The organism is Leifsonia sp. Root1293 (assembly GCF_001425325.1).
Classification (GTDB): domain Bacteria; phylum Actinomycetota; class Actinomycetes; order Actinomycetales; family Microbacteriaceae; genus Orlajensenia.
The window spans coordinates 895,780-912,547 of record NZ_LMEH01000002.1; the positions used below are offsets into that span (position 1 = coordinate 895,780).

18 protein-coding genes are annotated in these 16,768 nt (G+C 70.6%); 12 read left to right on the plus strand and 6 right to left on the minus strand.

Annotated features, from left to right (window positions below):
- Positions 1 to 122 precede the first annotated feature (122 nt).
- Positions 123 to 890, minus strand: a complete 768-nt coding sequence (locus tag ASC59_RS16035) for an MBL fold metallo-hydrolase (RefSeq protein WP_055825822.1) — start codon at positions 888 to 890, stop codon at positions 123 to 125.
- Positions 891 to 1,071: 181 nt separating this feature from the next.
- On the opposite strand from ASC59_RS16035, the gene ASC59_RS16040 reads away from it, so the two are divergent.
- From ASC59_RS16040 to ASC59_RS16055, 4 genes are read left to right on the plus strand one after another with little or no spacing between them, the layout of a single operon-like run.
- Positions 1,072 to 2,190: a ThiF family adenylyltransferase gene (locus ASC59_RS16040; RefSeq protein ID WP_055824951.1), complete on the plus strand. Its 1,119-nt coding sequence runs from the start codon at positions 1,072 to 1,074 to the stop codon at positions 2,188 to 2,190.
- A 33-nt stretch (positions 2,191 to 2,223) separates the two neighbouring features.
- Positions 2,224 to 3,420, plus strand: coding sequence for a molybdopterin molybdotransferase MoeA (locus ASC59_RS16045; RefSeq protein WP_055824954.1), 1,197 nt, complete (start codon positions 2,224 to 2,226; stop codon positions 3,418 to 3,420).
- Positions 3,417 to 4,499, plus strand: a complete 1,083-nt coding sequence (gene moaCB / locus ASC59_RS16050) for a bifunctional molybdenum cofactor biosynthesis protein MoaC/MoaB (RefSeq protein ID WP_055824957.1) — start codon at positions 3,417 to 3,419, stop codon at positions 4,497 to 4,499. The genes ASC59_RS16045 and moaCB overlap by 4 nt, the downstream gene beginning before the upstream one ends.
- Entirely contained in the window at positions 4,492 to 4,905 is a 414-nt protein-coding gene (locus ASC59_RS16055) for a molybdenum cofactor biosynthesis protein MoaE (RefSeq protein WP_055825825.1), read from the plus strand. Before moaCB ends, ASC59_RS16055 begins: the two co-directional genes overlap by 8 nt.
- A 374-nt stretch (positions 4,906 to 5,279) precedes the next feature.
- On the opposite strand, the gene ASC59_RS16060 is transcribed toward ASC59_RS16055, so the two are convergent.
- Both ASC59_RS16060 and moaA read right to left on the minus strand, forming a co-directional pair.
- Complete coding sequence (locus ASC59_RS16060; protein WP_055824960.1) at positions 5,280 to 5,528, minus strand: MoaD/ThiS family protein; 249 nt, start codon at positions 5,526 to 5,528, stop codon at positions 5,280 to 5,282.
- A 2-nt stretch (positions 5,529 to 5,530) separates the two neighbouring features.
- Positions 5,531 to 6,598, minus strand: coding sequence for a GTP 3',8-cyclase MoaA (moaA, locus tag ASC59_RS16065; RefSeq protein WP_055824964.1), 1,068 nt, complete (start codon positions 6,596 to 6,598; stop codon positions 5,531 to 5,533).
- A gap of 110 nt (positions 6,599 to 6,708) precedes the next feature.
- On the opposite strand from moaA, the gene ASC59_RS16070 reads away from it, so the two are divergent.
- The 3 genes from ASC59_RS16070 to ASC59_RS16080 are packed head-to-tail and all read left to right on the plus strand — an operon-like array spanning position 6,709 to position 8,338.
- On the plus strand, positions 6,709 to 7,302 hold the full coding sequence (locus tag ASC59_RS16070) for a sulfite oxidase-like oxidoreductase (protein WP_055824967.1): 594 nt from the start codon (positions 6,709 to 6,711) through the stop codon (positions 7,300 to 7,302).
- Positions 7,299 to 8,087: a ferredoxin reductase gene (locus tag ASC59_RS16075; protein WP_200942412.1), complete on the plus strand. Its 789-nt coding sequence runs from the start codon at positions 7,299 to 7,301 to the stop codon at positions 8,085 to 8,087. Before ASC59_RS16070 ends, ASC59_RS16075 begins: the two co-directional genes overlap by 4 nt.
- Positions 8,084 to 8,338 carry a DUF6510 family protein gene (locus ASC59_RS16080; RefSeq protein ID WP_055824973.1) on the plus strand — a complete coding sequence of 85 codons (255 nt, stop codon included), beginning with the start codon at positions 8,084 to 8,086 and terminating at the stop codon, positions 8,336 to 8,338. The genes ASC59_RS16075 and ASC59_RS16080 overlap by 4 nt, the downstream gene beginning before the upstream one ends.
- A gap of 130 nt (positions 8,339 to 8,468) precedes the next feature.
- Here the strand turns inward: ASC59_RS16080 and ASC59_RS17420 are convergent, their stop codons facing one another.
- The gene (locus tag ASC59_RS17420; protein WP_162243194.1) at positions 8,469 to 8,633 is read right to left on the minus strand and encodes a DUF4175 domain-containing protein; all 165 of its coding nucleotides are present in this window, start codon (positions 8,631 to 8,633) and stop codon (positions 8,469 to 8,471) included.
- A gap of 278 nt (positions 8,634 to 8,911) precedes the next feature.
- Between ASC59_RS17420 and ASC59_RS16085 the strand changes: the two genes are divergently transcribed.
- From ASC59_RS16085 to ASC59_RS16100, 4 genes are all read left to right on the plus strand, one after another.
- Positions 8,912 to 9,961, plus strand: a complete 1,050-nt coding sequence (locus ASC59_RS16085) for a Gfo/Idh/MocA family protein (RefSeq protein ID WP_055824975.1) — start codon at positions 8,912 to 8,914, stop codon at positions 9,959 to 9,961.
- A 73-nt stretch (positions 9,962 to 10,034) separates the two neighbouring features.
- Positions 10,035 to 11,168 carry a glycerate kinase gene (locus ASC59_RS16090; protein WP_055824978.1) on the plus strand — a complete coding sequence of 378 codons (1,134 nt, stop codon included), beginning with the start codon at positions 10,035 to 10,037 and terminating at the stop codon, positions 11,166 to 11,168.
- Between the two features lie 305 nt (positions 11,169 to 11,473).
- A complete protein-coding gene (locus tag ASC59_RS16095) occupies positions 11,474 to 11,824 on the plus strand; it encodes a GntR family transcriptional regulator (RefSeq protein ID WP_055824983.1) in 351 nt (116 codons plus the stop codon).
- A complete protein-coding gene (locus tag ASC59_RS16100; protein ID WP_055824986.1) occupies positions 11,821 to 12,876 on the plus strand; it encodes a DUF1648 domain-containing protein in 1,056 nt (351 codons plus the stop codon). Before ASC59_RS16095 ends, ASC59_RS16100 begins: the two co-directional genes overlap by 4 nt.
- Before the next feature lie 8 nt (positions 12,877 to 12,884).
- Here the strand turns inward: ASC59_RS16100 and xylB are convergent, their stop codons facing one another.
- Both xylB and xylA read right to left on the minus strand, forming a co-directional pair.
- The gene (gene xylB, locus ASC59_RS16105; RefSeq protein ID WP_055824989.1) at positions 12,885 to 14,294 is read right to left on the minus strand and encodes a xylulokinase; all 1,410 of its coding nucleotides are present in this window, start codon (positions 14,292 to 14,294) and stop codon (positions 12,885 to 12,887) included.
- Between the two features lie 129 nt (positions 14,295 to 14,423).
- Positions 14,424 to 15,611 carry a xylose isomerase gene (xylA, locus tag ASC59_RS16110; protein WP_055824991.1) on the minus strand — a complete coding sequence of 396 codons (1,188 nt, stop codon included), beginning with the start codon at positions 15,609 to 15,611 and terminating at the stop codon, positions 14,424 to 14,426.
- A gap of 101 nt (positions 15,612 to 15,712) precedes the next feature.
- Between xylA and ASC59_RS16115 the strand changes: the two genes are divergently transcribed.
- Complete coding sequence (locus ASC59_RS16115) at positions 15,713 to 16,744, plus strand: LacI family DNA-binding transcriptional regulator (RefSeq protein WP_055824994.1); 1,032 nt, start codon at positions 15,713 to 15,715, stop codon at positions 16,742 to 16,744.
- Positions 16,745 to 16,768: the final 24 nt, after the last annotated feature.

Sequence of the window (16,768 nt, forward strand, 5' to 3'; positions counted from 1 at the left end):
AGTGAGCACTCACCGACCCCCGTGGACGCAGCGCTCACTACGACTCTGACAGATGGCGTCGCGAAGAACGGCATTGGGCGCCCGATCGTGACCTGCTCGTTCTGGGGCTTGCGGATCGTTCGTCAGTCTGTGCCGCTTCGCAGGTACTGAAGCTGGGCGCGCACCGACGCCTCGGCGGCCGGCCGCACCGCGGCATCCGTGTCGGCATAGACGAGGTCTGCGACGGCTCGGGCGGTGGCGTCGGCGCCGAGCTGCTCGAGGGCACGCCGTACCTCTGCGAGCCTGCCCGCGCGGTGGGCGAGGTAGGCGGCGGCGACCGCGGAGAGGCTCTCGAGCTCCGGACCGTGGCCGGGGAGGACTCCCACCGGCCCGAGCTCCTGCAGCCGCTCGAGGGACCGGAGGTAGGGACCGAGCGCCCCGTCGGGGTCCGCGATGATGCTGGTGCCCCGGCCGAGCACGGTGTCGCCGGTGAACACGGCACCGTGGGTGTCGGAGCCGGTGTCGCCGAGCAGGTGGAAGCAGGCCGAGTCGGCCGTGTGGCCTGGCGTCGCGAGGACGCGCAACCGCACTCCCGCGGACTCGATGAGCTCGTCGTCGGCGAGAGGAGGGGCATCTCGACACAGGGCGGGATCGACCGCGCGCACGGGAGCGCCGGTGAGTGCCACGAGGGTATCGATGCCGTCGGCGTGATCGGCATGGTGGTGGGTCAGCAGGATGAGCCCGACGCTCCCTAAGGCGGCAAGGGCTGCGAGATGCGCGTCGTCGTCGGGGCCGGGATCGACCACGATGACGGATTCGGCCGTCGGGCTCGCGATCACGTAGGAGTTGGTGCCGTCGAGCGTCATCGGGCCCGGATTCGGGGCGAGCACGCGGCGCACGAGAGGGCTCATGGCAGCAGCGTAGGTCACGGCGGCGCGTAGCGCAGCGCGGCGCCGCACGGCGGAGCGCTTCGGCAGCGGACTGCGTTCGGGCCCCAGCGAGCAGAGAGCGTGGACTGCGTCCGGGCCTCAGCGAGCAGAGCCGGGCTCAGGGCCGGCCGATGGTGCCGGTGTCCCGTGTCAGAATCGGCGTATGGCTCCGAGCGTCGATCCGTCGTCCCGGCGTTTCGCGCGCCAGCATGTCCTGGCCGGCTTCGGCCTCGCCGGCCAGCGCGCGCTCGCCGACGCGCATGTGCTCGTCATCGGCGCCGGCGGCCTCGGCAGCGCCGTGATCCCGGCGCTCGCCGCGGTGGGCATCGGCACGCTCTCGCTCGTCGATCCAGACACCGTCGATGAGACGAACCTGCCCCGCCAGACCGCTCACGGAGTGGCAGACGTCGGCCGGCCCAAGGTCGACTCGGCCGCCGACGCCGCAGCCCGCCTCGCACCCGAGCTCGGGATCGTCCGCCATGCCGTGCTGTTCACCGTCGAGAACGCCTCGGCCCTGCTCGATGGCGTCGACCTCGTGATCGACGGCAGTGACAGCATCGATGCCCGGTACGCGGCGAACGACGCCGCTGCCGCGCTCGGCATCCCGCTGGTCTGGGGCTCGGCCGTCGGCTACGGAGCGCAGGTCGGCGTCGCGTGGGACGCCCACGGCATCGACTACCGCGACCTGTTCCCCGAGCAGCCGGCCGATGACGGCGACAGCTGCGAGTTGACCGGAGTGCTGCCCATGGTCTGCGGCGTCGCCGGCGCGCTCATGGCCGCGGAGGCCGTGAAGCTGCTCACGGGCATCGGGGAGCCTCTGCTCGGCCGTGTCGCCGTGTACGACGCGCTCACCGGACGCACCCGTGAAGTGCCGTACTCCCGGGACCCTGCCCGGAGCGTGTCGGGCGACCGCTCCGCCGAGCCGGCGTCCGACTCCCGGGCGTCCGCAGCCCCGCCCTCCCGGCCGCGGTCGTACTCCGCGGAGGAGCTGGCGACGATGCTCGCGAGTGCTCAGCCGCCCGTGCTTCTCGACGTGCGCGAGGACTGGGAGGCCGAGATCGCGGAGCTTCCCGGGTCCATCCGCATCCCGTTCGGCGAGCTCGGCTCCCGCGTCGGCGAACTGGATCCCTCCGCACCGGTCGTCGTGTACTGCCACCACGGGGTGCGATCGGCCCACGCCCTGGTGTACCTCGAGCAGAGCGGCTTCGCCCAGGCGTCGCATCTCGCCGGCGGCATCGAGGACTGGGCGGCATCCGTCGACCCGGGAATGAAGCGGTACTGATGACGAGGCGGCGCTGATGGCTGGGTGGACCTGATGGGCGAACGCATTCCGGTCGAGGAGCACGTCGAACGGGTCGCAGAACTCCTCGCGCCGCTCCGCGATCGAGGTGCTGCGGAGACCCTGCCCCTCCTCGACGCGCGCGGCCGGGCGACGGCCGGCGCCATCCGCAGCGCCATCGACCTGCCACCCTTCCGGAACTCCCAGATGGACGGGTTCGCCGTGCGCTCCGCCGAGGTGGTAGGGGCGCCCGTCGCGCTGCCCGTCGTCGGCGAGGTCGCCGCCGCTCCCGGTGAGCCGCCGACGCTCGAGCCGGGCACGACGACCCGGATCATGACGGGCGCGCCGATTCCTGCTGGCGCGGATGCCGTGGTCCCGGTCGAGGACACGAGTGTCGACGGCGCCTCAGTCACGATCCTGCGAGCTCGCGAGCGTGGGGAGTACGTGCGCGAGGCGGGCTCCGACCTGCGCGCCGGGGCCGAGCTGCTTGGCGCCGGAGTGCTGCTCGAGTCGCGGCACCTGGCCGCCCTCGCCGCGTCGGGTCTCACCGAGGTGGCCGTGCGGTCACGCGTGCGGGTCGCTGTCGTGAGCACGGGCTCCGAGCTGGTCGCTCCGGGGGAGGCACTCGGATCCGGTCAGATTCCCGACTCCAACGGCATTGCGCTGCAGGCCGCCGTCACGGCTGCCGGAGCCGTGGTCGTCTCGGCTGCCCGCGTACGCGACGACGCCGCGGAGTTGCGAGCCAGGTTCGATGCGGCCATCGACGCCGGCGCCGAGCTGCTGCTCACGAGCGGTGGGGTCTCCATGGGGGAGCACGAGGTCGTGCGCGACCTGCTCGAACCTCTCGGAGCCTGGGTCGGCGCCGTCGCCATGCAGCCCGGCGGTCCGCAGGCCACGGCGAGCTATCGCGGACTGCCCGTCATCTGCTTCCCGGGCAATCCCGTGAGCAGCCAGCTGTCGTTCGCGCTCTTCGTGGCGCCGGTGCTGCGAGAGATCGCCGGCCTGCCCGTCGCCTTTCGAGAGCACCGCACGCTGGCGGCATCCGTCACCTCCATCGTCGGCCGCCGCCAGTACCTCCGGGGGCGGCGGATGCGGGACGGCAGGGTGGAACTCGTCGGCGGGCCCGGCTCGCATCTCGTCGCGGCCCTCGCGGCCGCCGACGTGCTCGTGATCGTGCCGGAGGCCGTCGCTGCTCTGGCGGCCGGCGATCTCGTGGAAGTGTTGGAGCTATGACCGATCACCACGAACACCACGATGCCGCGGCGCTGAGCCACGTCGACGACCAGGGCCGAGCCCGCATGATCGACGTCGGCGGCAAGGCCGTCACCCGTCGTGTCGCTGTCGCCACCGGACGTCTCACGACGACGCCGGAGGTGGTAGCGCTGGTGATCGCCGACGGCATGCCCAAGGCCGACGTTCTCGCGACCGCGCGGATCGCGGGCATCCAGGGTGCCAAGCGCACGAGCGAGCTCATCCCGCTCTGCCACCTGCTCCCGCTCGACTCGGTGACGATCGAGTTCGGCTTCGACGAGGACTCGATCGACATCCGCGCGCAGGTCTCGGTCACCGGCCGCACCGGCGTCGAGATGGAAGCCCTCACCGCCGTGGCCATCGCCGGACTCACGCTGCACGACATGGTGAAGGCCGTCGACCCCGGCGCCGAGCTCGGCAGCATCCGACTGCTCGAGAAGACCGGCGGCAAGCGCGGGCACTGGGTGGCCGAGGGTGCCTCCGGCGACCTGCTCGTCGACGCGGCGGCACCTGGTGCCGCGCCTGGGGCTTCAGCGGATGTCGCGCCGGATGCCGCACCGGACGCTCCTGTCGCATCGCTCGGTTCCGCCGTCGTCATCGTGGCCTCGACCAGCGCCGCTGCGGGCACCTCGACCGATGCGACGGGTCCGGTGATCGTCGACTGGCTGCAGGCGGCCGGATATGCGATCGAGGCTCCGGTCGTCGTGGCCGACGCCGACATCGCGTCGGCGCTGGACGAGGCGCTCGCGGGCTCGCCGCGCATCATCCTGACGACGGGAGGCACCGGGCTGCATCCGCAGGACCGGACCCCGGAGGCCACCAGTGCCCGGCTCGATCGGGAACTTCCCGGGATCGCCGAGGCGATCAGGGCGGCCGGCCGCGCCGTGACGCCGACGGCAGCGCTCAGCCGCGCCGTCGCGGGACTCGCCGGCGACACCATCATCGTCAACCTGCCCGGGTCGCCCGGCGGAGTGCGTGACGGCCTGGCCGTGCTCGCCGAGGTGCTGCCGCACCTTGTCGACCAGCTGGCCGGTGGCGGGCACGGAGGGCACCATGCCTGAGGTCCTCGCCACCGTCACGTCCGATCGACTCGACCGCGCCGCCATCGAGGCCTTCGTGCTCACCCCGCAGGACGGCGCGATGGTCACCTTCGAGGGCATCATCCGCGACCACGACCACGGCGAGAGCGTCGAGCTGCTCGACTACGAGGCGCACCCCGATGCCGAGGCGTTCCTGCGCACAGTGTGCGAGGAGATCGCCGAGGAGTTCGGCGTGCGGGTGGCCGCGGCGCATCGCGTCGGACGGCTGGGCATCGGCGATGTCGCCCTGGTGGCGAGTGTCGCGTCAGCACACCGCGCCGATTCGTTCGCCGCCTGCTCCGCTCTCGTCGACCGGATCAAGGAGCGCACGCCCATCTGGAAGCGCCAGCATCTGGCGACGGGCACGACGGAGTGGGTGAACCTGTAGGGGGTCGTCGCCTCCCCTCCGGTCGAGTCCCCCTCCGCCGCTGGTCGAGTAGCGCCCGAGCGCAGCGAGGTCGCGTATCGAGACCATCGTTCGGCGCTGCCGCCTGCCCGAGGGGCCGCCGGCATAGGGTGATCTCGATACGGCTGCTCGCTGCGCTCGCTGCCTACTCGATCAGCGGGAATGGCGAGAATGCTGCCCCCCTCGCTGGTCGAGTAGCGCCCGAGCGAAGCGAGGTCGCGTATCGAGACCATGGTTCGGCGCTGGCGCCTGCCCGAGGGGTCGCCGGGACAGGGTGATCTCGATACGGCTGCTCGCTGCGCGCGCGGCCTACTCGATCAACGGGTACGGGCGCCTACTCGATCAGCGGGCGCGCCCTAGCCGCCCGAGAACGGCGGCAGCACATCGACCCGAGCACCGAGTCGACGGAGCGGATCGCGGGTCGCGAGGCCGTCGACCAGGAACGAGCCCGAGGACACGACCCTGGCCATCACGGGGCCGTAGCGCGAGACGAGAGCGGAGCCGAGGTCGCCCACCGTGGCGTCGGAGTCCACATCGAGCACCTCCTCCTCACGCCCGGCCGCCTCGGCTGCGGCAGCGAAGTAGCGCACGTGCACGTCGACCACCTCTAGCCGCCGATCCCGCCCATCGACCGCACGGGTCGATGGAAGTCGGCCGCGTCGATGCCGTGGCCCGCCTGCTTGTTCCACATGGCGGCGCGCCAGCGGTCGGCGATCTCGGCATCCGTCGCGCCGTTCCGCAGCAGGCCGCGCAGATCGGTCTCGTCGTCGCCGAACAGGCAGGAGCGCACTGTTCCCTCGGCCGTGACGCGGGTGCGGTCGCAGGCTGAGCAGAACGACCGCGTGACCGAGGCGATGATGCCGACCGTCGCCGGCCCGCAGTCGACGGTCCACTGCTCGGCCGGTGCCGACGGATCCTCCCGTGCGACGGGGGTGAGCACGAAGCGCTCACCGAGCACGGCCAGCAGCTCGGCGGCATCGACCATGTTGTCGCGGCGCCAGGTCTCGTCGGCGTCGAGCGGCATCTGCTCGATGAAGCGCAGGCGGCAATCGTGGGCGACGGCCCACGCCAGCAGCTCTGCGGCGTCGTGCAGGGTCTCGCGCATCAGCACGGCATTGATCTTGAGGGGAGTGAGCCCGGCGGCGTGAGCAGCAGCGATGCCGGCGAGCACGGCGTCGAGCCTGTCGCGCCGGGTGAGACGGATGAAGTGCTCGCGGTCCAGGGTGTCGAGCGACACGTTGATGCGCGTGAGGCCGGCGGCGACGAGCGCCTCGGCCTTGCGGTCCAGGCCGATGCCGTTGGTGGTCATGGCGATCTGGATGGCCGGAGCGATCTCATGCGACCGCGCGATGATCTCCACCATGTCGGCCCGGGTGAGCGGCTCGCCGCCGGTGAAGCGCACCTCCTTCACGCCGAGGTCGTGGTGGGCGATGCCCACGAGCCTGGCGATCTCGGATGCCGTCAGCAGGTCGTTGCGCGGAATCGACGGCAGGCCCTCGGCAGGCATGCAGTAGGTGCAGCGCAGCGAGCACTTCTCGGTGACGGAGATGCGGAGGTCCTGCGCGACCCGACCGAAGCGATCGAGGAGCCCGGGCACATCCGGTCGACCGAGAGTGGACGGCGCGGAGGACGGATCTCGCCGCACGGCGGGGATTCCGAGCGTGATCGGCGTCATTGCTCAACCCTACGATCAATCTCGCAACCATTGCGTGACAGCGCTCCCTCAGCGTCACTATCGTGAGTGAACTCCCGTCTTTTTCGTTGCGGGACTCGAAAGGGGATCCGATGTCGTTCATCACTCGAGGTTTCTCCGGACGCTCCCGTGACCGTGATCCTCGGATTCCGCCCGGGCAGACCGAGGTCGGCGATTTCCCGGTGCTCTCCGCAGGCCCGACGCCGCGCATCGACACCGCAGAGTGGGAGTTCTCCATCGTGCCCGAGAGCGGTGAACCGCACACGTGGTCGTGGGAGCAGCTCATGGCGGAGAAGATCGACGAGGTCACGACCGACATCCATTGCGTGACCCACTGGACGAAGCTGGGAACGACGTGGCGCGGCGTCTCGCTCGACACCCTGTTCGCCGACGTCGAGACCAGCCAGGACTACGTGATGGCGCACAGCTACGGCGGGTACACGACCAACGTGCCGCTCGACGAGCTGCTCAACGGCCAGGCCTGGATCGCCTTCGAGTTCGACGGCGAGCCGCTCGACCCCGAGCACGGTGGGCCCGCGCGGCTCATCGTTCCGCACCTGTACTTCTGGAAGAGCGCGAAGTGGGTGCGCAGCCTCGTGATGATGGCCGATGACGAGCCCGGATTCTGGGAGCAGTCCGGCTACCACATCCACGGCGACCCCTGGAAAGAGGAACGCTACTGGTGAGTGGCGCATCCGACACAGCCTGGCGCGTCGGCACGGTGGCAGAGGTCCACTCGGAGACGCCGAGCGCCCGGCGCATCATCATCGACGTGGACGGCTGGCCGGGCAACATCGCCGGGCAGCACCTCGACATCCGACTCACCGCCCCAGACGGCTACTCGGCGACACGGTCGTACTCGATCGCCTCGGCCGGGCCAGGCACCCGTGTCGACCTCGCCGTCGACAAGCTCCCCGACGGTGAGGTGTCGCCGTTCCTCGTCGACGACCTCATGGTCGGCGACATGCTCGAGATCCACGGCCCCCTGGGCGGCTGGTTCGTCTGGGAGCCGGATGCAGCTCCGGATGCCGCGGCCGATGGAGCAGCGGCCGAGCACGGGCCGGCATCCCCGCGCCCCGTCCAGCTGATCGGTGGCGGATCCGGGGTCGTGCCCCTCGTCGCCATGATCCGCTCGCATGTGGCCGCTGACGATCCGACGCCGTTCCGCCTGCTGTACTCGGTGCGAACTCCCGAGGATGTGTTCTTCCCCGACGTGCTCGAGGACGACGCCGGGGCCCCTGCCCTGCGTGTCGACCTCATCTACACCCGACGCGCACCCGACGGCTGGCCCGTCACTCCGGCGCGCATCACTCGTGAGGTCGTGGAATCGTCGGTCTTCCCAGCATCCGACAACCCGCGCGTGTACCTGTGCGGGTCGACGGCGTTCGTCGAGACCGTCGCCGAGTGGCTCGTGGACCTGGGCCACGACCCGCGATCCATCCGCACGGAACGCTTCGGAGGAACGTCATGACCCACCTCGACGGCAATTCCCTGGCCGGTGTGCTCTCGGAGCTGTTCCGTTTCGACCCGACGACGGCGTCGGCTCGATGCGCCGGTTGCGGCACGATCGACGTGCTCGCCAGGGCGATGGTCTGGGAGGGGCGGCCGGGCACCGTGGTGCGCTGCGCGAGCTGCGACAACGTGCTGGCCACCATCGTGGAGTCCGATGACAAGGTCTGGTTGAACTTCTCGGGAATCACGGCCGTCGAGGTACCGCGCTGAGACACTGCGTTCCTGCCGCCTGTGCCGGCTGAGCGGGTAGCGGGGAGATGCCGCTCGAACGAGAGCTGCGCCCCTGAACGAGAGAAGGGCCCGTGCGCGATGCGCACGGGCCCTTCCTCAGTTCAATGGATCAGACGGACTTGCGTCCGCTGATGACGCGCAGCAGCCAGGCGATGACCGCGATGACGAGCAGGATGATTCCGACCCAGATCAGCCAGTTGAGGGCCGAGACGAACCCACCCGTGAAGAGCAGGATGACGGCGACGACGGCGACGATGATGAGAAGAAGATTCATGTTCTGTTGTTCCCGTTTTCTGTTGTGGGAGCCGACTTGTGACCGACGCCCTCCGTGTGGCCCGCTTCACGGTCACCCCTGTTGAGGGGGTTCCCGTTTGGGCCTCGCCTATCGTGGCACATCGTGGGGATTCTTCGAATGGGGTGGCCGGGCCTCGGACTTCCTGCTAAAGGGCCGCTGACGCGCAGAGGTTTCCTCAGTTTTCTGCGACGGTTCCGCTTGCGGTCGAGCCTTGGCACTCCTGCGCCGAGTGGGGCCACGCCCCTACAATCGCGTTCATGACCTCTCTTCCCCGGACCCTCCCGGTCTCCACGGCGGCCCCGTTGCGTGGTGGCCCGACCCTGGCCTGGGGTGTGCTCGCGCCGGGCATGATCGCGAACGCCTTCGTCGGCACCCTGCACGCGAACACCGACCAGCGGGTGGTGGCCGTCGCGTCGCGCAGTGCCGAGCGCGCGGAGCGCTTCGCGGCCGCTCATGGCATCGCCAGCTGGTACGACTCCTACGAGGTGCTGGTCACGGATCCGGCCGTCGACATCGTCTACATCGCATCACCGCACACCGAGCACCGCACTCTGGCACTGCTGGCCATCGCCGCAGGAAAGCACGTGCTGGTGGAGAAGCCGATCGGCACCTCGGCGGCAGAGGCGCGAGAGGTGGCCGCGGCCGCCGAGGCCGCCGGCGTGTTCGCCATGGAGGCGATGTGGTCGAGGTTCCTGCCTCAGACGACGGTGATCAACTCATTGCTGGCAGACGGGGTGCTGGGCGACGTGCAGCTCGTGACGGCCGACTTCGGCGGCAAGCCGACGTTCGATCCGAGCAGTCGGGTCTTCGATCCAGCGTTGGGTGGCGGTGCGCTGCTCGACCTCGGGATCTATCCCGTCTGGTTCGCGCACTTCGTGCTCGGCGCCCCCACCGAGATCACGGCCACCGGGACCCTGGCGGCCACGGGCGTCGACGGCCAGACCTCACTCGTGCTCGACGGCGACCAGGGCGCCCAGGCCCTGCTCAGCACCTCCCTCTTCGTGCAGACCACGGCCGAGGCGCGCATCTTCGGAACCAGAGCGCGCATCGAGATCGATCCGCTGTTCCTCATGCCCGGCAGCTTCGCTCTCGTCGCACCGGACGGTGCAGAGCTCCTCTGGCGGGATGAGACCGGCCTCGAAGGGAGAGACGGGCTCGCCTGGCAGGCGGCATCCGTGGCCCGGGAGATCAGCGAGGGACGCACGCAGTCGGCGCTGCACCCGCTGCGTCGCTCCATCGCGGTGCTCGAGACCATCGACGAGGCGCGGCGCCAGGTGCGCGCGATCGGGGCGCCGCCGCGGGAGTGAGCGCAGCGATGAGCGCAGGGCCGACGAGCGACGCGGATGTCGGGGCTGACTCGTCGCGAGCAGGAGTGACACCATGACCGTGATCGTCATCGCCCCCGATTCCTTCAAGGGAACGATCAGCGCTGCGGATGCCGCCCGGGCGCTCGCCGAAGGCTGGGCCTCGGTGCGCTCCGCCGACGAACTCAGGCTGGTGCCGATGGCCGACGGCGGGGAGGGGACGCTCGATGCCTTCGAGCTCGCCGTGCCCGGATCCCGCCGCATGCCGGTCACGGTCGACGGTCCAGACGGACGCGCCGTCGAGACGTCGTGGCTGTGGCTGCCGCAAGCCGGCGATCACGGGCCGACGGGGGTGGTGGAGCTCGCGAGCACCTCGGGCATCACGCTGCTCGATCCGCTGCTGCCCTTCGACGCGCACAGCTTCGGCTTCGGGCAGGCCATCGCCGCAGCACTCGACGCCGGAGTCGATCGCCTGCTGCTCGCCCTCGGTGGGAGTTCATCGACCGACGGGGGAGCCGGCGCCTTGGCCGCCCTCGGCCTCGACCTCGGCGATGCGGCCGGGCGGCCGATCCGGGTCGGGAATCGAGGTCTCGATCACCTGGCCTCGATCGATGGCACGGGTCTGCGACCACTGCCGCCCGGTGGGGCGGTCATCCTCAGCGACGTCGACAACCCGCTGCTGGGGGAGCGGGGAGCCGCCGTGGTCTTCGGGCCGCAGAAGGGAGCGACTCCGGCGGAGATCGAGGCGCTCGAGCAGGGGCTCGCCCGCTGGGCGTCGCTCGTGGCTCTCTCTGATCTCCGCGTCCATGCGGATGCGGCGACCCCGGGAGCCGGTGCCGCCGGCGGGACCGGTTTCGGCCTGCTGGCCTGGGGTGCGACGATCGCGCCCGGTGCCGCGGCCGTTGGGGCGGCGCTCGGGCTCCCCGGGGCGCTGTCGAGTGCATCCGTGGTGATCACGGGAGAAGGCCGCTTCGACCACCAGTCGCTGGCGGGAAAGGTGCCGTCGTACGTTCTGGATGCGGTCGCCGAAGCGGCGGCAGAGGCGATCGCCGTCGCGCTGGTCGCCGGCTCGATCGAGGGCGATGCCTCGGCGTTCGCGGCATCCGTCTCGCTCACCGACCTCGCCGGGGACAGCGCAGCGGCGCGGGCCGAGCCCGCCCGGTGGCTGAGCGAGGCCGGAGCCGAGCTCGCGCGCACGCTCGTCGCCTGAGCGGCGCTGCTCCGCCGGCCGCTCGCCAGTTGTGGTCGCTCTGTGACGTGGCGTGCGGCCACAGGTGGCGATCGGGTATCCGTCGGGCGGCCTCATCCGCTGGTCGAGTAGCGCCCGAGCGCAGCGAGGTCGCGTATCGAGACCACATTCGGGTGGCGGTGCTCGGGTGGCGTCGAGGCGCGGCGTGATCTCGATACGCCTGCTCGCTGCGCTCGCGGGCTACTCGATCAGCGTGTGTGAGGGAGAAGCGAGGAAAGGACTCTTGCTGGCTAGTTGTTCTATTGAAAATAGAATAAGATGGCCGCATGATCATCCGTATCGACCCGGCCTCGGCCGTGCCGCTCTTCGAGCAGATCGTGCGCGCTGTGCGATCCGAGATCCTCGGAGGACGGTTGGCGGGCGGCGAGAGGCTGCCGTCGGCTCGGGAGCTCGCGAACTCCCTCGACATCAACCTGCACACGGTGCTGCGCGCCTATCAGGAGCTCCGCGACGAGGGGCTCATCGAACTGCGCCGTGGTCGCGGCGCCGTGGTCATCGGCGGTCCCGATCTCGGGGCCGTCCAACGGATCGTCACCGATCTCGTCAGCGAGGCCCGCTCCCGCGGACTCGCCTCAGACACAGTGATCGCCCTGGTGAGAGAGGAGCTCAGCCGATGAGCAGACCCAGCAACCCGACCGACCCGACCGACCCGCGTGGATCGGGTCGCCCCGCACCCTCCGCATCGCCCGACGGCGCCGCGGTCGAGAAGCGCTCCGAACGTCGCGTCATCGTGCTCGTCGGCCTGGTGCTTCCGCTCGGCGTGGTCGCGGCATCCGTCGCCCTGATGATCGGCTGGCTGCCCCGGCTTCCCGATCCCGTGGCCACGCACTGGGGGCCGAGCGGTGAGCCCGACGCCTTCGGAAGCCCGTGGGCGGCCATCGGGCTGCTCGCCGTGATCGGCGTGGTGTTCTCGGTGCTCATGACCTACATCGCGCTGCGCTCCGTCGCTCATGGGGCTGCACCGGCATCCGTTCGGCTGACGGTGGTCTTCTCACCCGTGTTCGCTGTGTTGCTCAGCGTGATCATCGCCGGTTCGCTCGGCATTCAGGTGGGCCTCGACGACGCCACCGAAGCCGGCGGCCTGTTCTGGATCTTCGCCGCGGCCGTGGGTGCCGCTGCCGTCACCGGTCTTCTGACGTGGCTCGTGCTCCCATCGCGCGGCTCGCATCCGTCGGCCCCGTCGCCGGAACCCGCCGTCGCGCTCGAGCCGGGTGAGCGAGCGGTCTGGACGCGCACCGTGTCCGCGCCGCGCGGGATCCTCGGCGTGCCCGTCGCGGTCGGAGCGCTCGGCCTCATGCCGGTGTTCCTCGACCCGGCGATGTGGTGGTCGAGCGCGCTGCTGCTGCTCCTCGCCGCCTTGATCTCGCTGCTGCTCGTGGCCAGGGTCACCGTCGACGGATCCGGCCTGGTCGTGCGCTCGCTGCTCGGCTTCCGGATGCTGCGCGTCAGGCTTGCCGATGTCGTGTCCGCGGCGTCGATCACCGTCGACCCGCTCGCCGAGTTCGGCGGCTGGGGCATGCGCTTCGACTCACGAGGGCGCCGCGGTGTCGTGCTCGCGTCAGGTCCGGCGATGCAGGTGGAGAGGGTGTCGGGCGGGCCCATCGTGGTCACCGTGCAGGACGCCCCGACCGGAGCGGCCCTGCTGAACGGGTTGGTGGCGCAGGGCTGAGCCCGGCTTCAGCGCGCCGAGCGGGCCGCAGCCGCCGCGTACTGCTCCCGGATGAGCGGGCGCGTGTCGAGGGGAAGCTCCGCCTCGATCGCGAGCGGCCACGTCGGACGCTCGCCGGTCAGCGCCCAGGCCGCCTGTCGGGCAGCGCCGTCCGCCACGTACTCACCCGCGGCGGGCACGACCACGGGCACGTCGAAGACCTGGGCGGCGACGGCACGCACCGCGGGGTTCTGCGCGGCCCCGCCGATGAGCAGCAGCCGGGTCGCCGTGACGCCCTGACCGCGAACGGCGTCGAGTCCATCCGCCAGACCGCAGAGCATGCCCTCGATGGCCGCGCGCGCGACCGACGGCCGCGTCGTGCTGGCCAGCGTGAGACCGGAGAACGTCGCCGTCGCATCGGGCAGGTTGGGGGTGCGCTCGCCCTCGAAGTAGGGAATGAGCACGGCTCCGGATGCCGCGGGCTCGGCTTCGAGCGCCAGTCGGCCGAGCTCGGCGTGCGAGACGCCGAGCAGTCCGGCGACGGCGTCGAGCACGCGCGCGGCGTTGAGGGTGGCGATCAGGGGCAGGGCGTTTCCGCTGGCGTCGGCGAACCCCGCGACTGTGCCCGATGCGTCTGCTGTCGGGGCATCCGTCACAGCGAAGACCGTGCCCGAGGTGCCGATCGAGACGACGACGTCGCCCGGTTGGGCATCGAGGCCCAGGGCAGCGCCCGCGTTGTCGCCGGCGCCGGCACCCACGACGATGCCGTCCGGCGTCAGCCCGGCGCGCTCTGAGGGGCCGAGGACCCGGGGCAGAACGGCATCGTGGCCGAGCGCACGCACGAACAGCTCGCGGTCGTAGTCGCCCGTCGCGGCGCTCCAGTAGGCGGTTCCGCTGGCATCGGACCGGTCGGTCGTCAGTTCCTCGAGCACGGGGCCCAGCGGCGATTCGCCGACGGGGCCGAAGCCGCACAACCGCCACGTCAGCCAGTCGTGGGGGAGTGCGACGGCAGCGACACGAGCCGCGGCGTCGGGCTCGGCATCCCGCAGCCAGCGCAGTTTCGTGGCTGTGAACGAGGCGACGGGGACGACGCCGGTGCGGCCGGCGTACTCCTCGGCACCCACCTCGGAGATGAGGTCGAGGGCTGCCTGCGCCGAACGGGTGTCGTTCCAGAGCAGGGCATCGCGGATGACCCTGCCGTCGGCGTCGAGCACGACCATGCCGTGCTGCTGGCCGCCGATCGAGATGGCCTCGACGCCGTCCAGCCCGCCGGCGTCACTGAACGCCGAGAGCAGCGCTCCCCACCAGGCGGTGGGGTCGACCTCGGTGCCATCGGGATGCGGCGCCCGCCCCGAGCGGACGAGCGCTCCGGTGGAGGCGTCGCGGATGACGACCTTGCAGGACTGGGTCGAGGAGTCGACGCCGGCGACGAGAGTCATGGGTTCACTCTTTCAGTGATGGTGCGCAGGAGCAGGGCTGGACCACGTCGGCAGGCTCGATTCGCTGAATCGAGCCTGCCGAAGTGAGACGAGCCGGAACCGTGCAGCGGAACCGGGAACGAGCGAGCGCTAGCGGGCGCCCAGCAGGTGCTCGGTGGCCAGTTGCTGCAGGCGAACGAAGCCGAAGCCCTTGCCGCCCAGGTAGGCCTCGGCGTCGAAGTCCTCATACGATGCGCGGTCGGCCAGCAGGTCGTCGTAGCTCTCGCCGGCGCCGAGGGTGGGCTCCGCGAGCTCGGCGACGCGGGCGGCCGCCAGCGCCTCCTGCACCTCGGGGTCGGCGCGGAACGCTGCCGCCCGCTCCTTGAGCAGCAGGTAGGTGCGCATGTTCGCGGCCGCCGAGTCCCAGACCCCGTTCTCGTCCTCGGTGCGGCTCGGCTTGTAGTCGAAGTGACGCGGGCCGTCGTAGGACGGACCGCCGTTCGGGCCGCCGTTCTCGAGCAGGTCGACCAGGGCGAAGGCGTTGTGCAGGTCGCCGTGCCCGAACACGAGGTCCTGGTCGTACTTGATGCCGCGCTGGCCGTTGAGGTCGATGTGGAAGAGCTTGTCGTGGTACAGCGCCTGGGCGATGCCGGCCGCGAAGTTGAGACCGGCCATCTGCTCGTGTCCGACCTCGGGGTTGAGACCGACGAGCTCGGGGCGCTCGAGCGAGCTGATGAAGGCGAGGGCGTGACCGAGCGTCGGCAGCAGGATGTCGCCGCGCGGCTCGTTCGGCTTGGGCTCGATGGCGAAACGGATGTCGTAGCCCTTGTCGGTGACGTAGTCGCCCAGCAGGTTCACGGCCTCGCGGTAGCGCTCCAGCGCGGAGCGGATGTCCTTGGCGGAGTCGTACTCCGCGCCTTCACGGCCTCCCCACATGACGAAGGTCTTGGCGCCGAGCTCTGCGGCCAGGTCGAGGTTGCGCAGCACCTTGCGGAGCGCGAATCGGCGCACGGCGCGATCGTTCGAGGTGAAGCCGCCGTCCTTGAACACCGGCGCGCTGAACAGGTTCGTCGTCACCATCGGCACGATGAGGCCGGTGTCGGAGAGCACCTGCTTCAGGCGGTCGATCTGCGTCTGCCTCTCGGCATCCGTCGATCCGAAGGCGAACAGGTCGTCGTCGTGGAAGGTGAGTCCGTAGGCGCCGAGCTCGGAGAGCTTCTCGACGGCGTGCACGACGTCGAGCGGGTTGCGCGTGGGGCCGCCGAACGGGTCAGTGCCGTTGTAGCCGATGGTCCAGAGGCCGAAGGAGAACTTGTCGGCGCGAGTGGGGGTGGTCATGTTCCTGCTCCTCGATGAACGGAATTGTTGTTAAGAACAACGTATAGCGACGGATGCCGCAATGCAACCACGCCGATAGTTTCGAAACCTATGATCGAAACATGACGACAGCCCGCGCCGACGATCGCGTCACGCTCGCCTCTGTCGCCGAGGAGGCGGGAGTTTCCCTCTCGACGATCTCCAAGGTGCTCAACGGGCGCACTGATGTTGCCGCGTCCACCCGCTCGCGCGTCGAGGAACTGCTGGCCCGACGCGGCTATGCCAGACGGGGTGCGGGCACCGCCGCCAAGGCCGACCTCATCGAGCTGGTCTTCCACGAGCTCGAGAGCGTGTGGTCGATGGAGATCATCACCGGCGTCGAGGCCGTCGCGAAGGAGCACGGTCTCTCGGTCGTGCTCACCGAGAGCGGCAGCAGGCACGCACCGGATCCGGCCTGGGTCGAGGGCGTCATGCGCCGGCGCCCCGTCGCCGTGGTGCTCGTGTTCTCCGGCCTCGCTCCCGAGTACCGCGAGCGGTTGCAGTCGCGGGCCATCCCGTTCGTCATCATCGATCCGGCTGGCGACCCGTCGCCCGACGTGCCGTCGGTCGGTTCGGCCAACTGGTCCGGCGGTCTGCTCGCCACCCGCCACCTCATCGAACTCGGGCACACGCGCATCGCCACCATCACCGGACCCGAGGACATGATGTGCTCGCTCGCCCGGGTCGACGGCTTCAGGACGGCGATGAACTCCGCCGGGCTGCCGGTCGATCCCGACTGGGTGCGCTTCGGCGACTTCCACGTCACGGGAGGGCGAACGCATGCCGCTGAACTGCTCGCGCTCGAGGAGCCGCCGACGGCCATCTTCGCGGGAAGCGACCTCCAGGCCCTCGGAGTGCTCGAGGTCGCCCGCGCTCGGGGGCTGCGCGTCCCGGAGGACCTGTCCATCGTGGGCTACGACGACATCCCGCTGGTGCAGTGGGTGAGCCCGCGACTGACGACGATCCACCAGCCGCTGCGGCGCATGGCCGAGGAGGCGACGCGCATCGCGATCCAGATGAGCACGGAGACGTTCACGGGAACTCCGCGCATCGACCTGGCGACGAACCTCGTCGTGCGCGAGAGCACGGCACCGCCGGCCGCGCCCGCTCGCTGAGGTACTCGCTCGCTGAGGACCGGA

Excerpts from the sequence above, each read along its gene's own strand:
- ASC59_RS16035 (WP_055825822.1), bottom strand. The coding sequence starts at position 890 with ATGAGCCCTCTCGTGCGCCGCGTGCTCGCCCCGAATCCGGGCCCGATG.
- ASC59_RS16040 (WP_055824951.1), top strand. The coding sequence starts at position 1,072 with ATGGCTCCGAGCGTCGATCCGTCGTCCCGGCGTTTCGCGCGCCAGCAT.
- ASC59_RS16045 (WP_055824954.1), top strand. The coding sequence starts at position 2,224 with ATGGGCGAACGCATTCCGGTCGAGGAGCACGTCGAACGGGTCGCAGAA.
- moaCB (WP_055824957.1), top strand. The coding sequence starts at position 3,417 with ATGACCGATCACCACGAACACCACGATGCCGCGGCGCTGAGCCACGTC.
- ASC59_RS16055 (WP_055825825.1), top strand. The coding sequence starts at position 4,492 with ATGCCTGAGGTCCTCGCCACCGTCACGTCCGATCGACTCGACCGCGCC.
- moaA (WP_055824964.1), bottom strand. The coding sequence starts at position 6,598 with ATGACGCCGATCACGCTCGGAATCCCCGCCGTGCGGCGAGATCCGTCC.
- ASC59_RS16070 (WP_055824967.1), top strand. The coding sequence starts at position 6,709 with ATGTCGTTCATCACTCGAGGTTTCTCCGGACGCTCCCGTGACCGTGAT.
- ASC59_RS16080 (WP_055824973.1), top strand. The coding sequence starts at position 8,084 with ATGACCCACCTCGACGGCAATTCCCTGGCCGGTGTGCTCTCGGAGCTG.
- ASC59_RS17420 (WP_162243194.1), bottom strand. The coding sequence starts at position 8,633 with ATGAATCTTCTTCTCATCATCGTCGCCGTCGTCGCCGTCATCCTGCTC.
- ASC59_RS16085 (WP_055824975.1), top strand. The coding sequence starts at position 8,912 with ATGACCTCTCTTCCCCGGACCCTCCCGGTCTCCACGGCGGCCCCGTTG.
- ASC59_RS16090 (WP_055824978.1), top strand. The coding sequence starts at position 10,035 with ATGACCGTGATCGTCATCGCCCCCGATTCCTTCAAGGGAACGATCAGC.
- ASC59_RS16095 (WP_055824983.1), top strand. The coding sequence starts at position 11,474 with ATGATCATCCGTATCGACCCGGCCTCGGCCGTGCCGCTCTTCGAGCAG.
- ASC59_RS16100 (WP_055824986.1), top strand. The coding sequence starts at position 11,821 with ATGAGCAGACCCAGCAACCCGACCGACCCGACCGACCCGCGTGGATCG.
- xylB (WP_055824989.1), bottom strand. The coding sequence starts at position 14,294 with ATGACTCTCGTCGCCGGCGTCGACTCCTCGACCCAGTCCTGCAAGGTC.
- xylA (WP_055824991.1), bottom strand. The coding sequence starts at position 15,611 with ATGACCACCCCCACTCGCGCCGACAAGTTCTCCTTCGGCCTCTGGACC.
- ASC59_RS16115 (WP_055824994.1), top strand. The coding sequence starts at position 15,713 with ATGACGACAGCCCGCGCCGACGATCGCGTCACGCTCGCCTCTGTCGCC.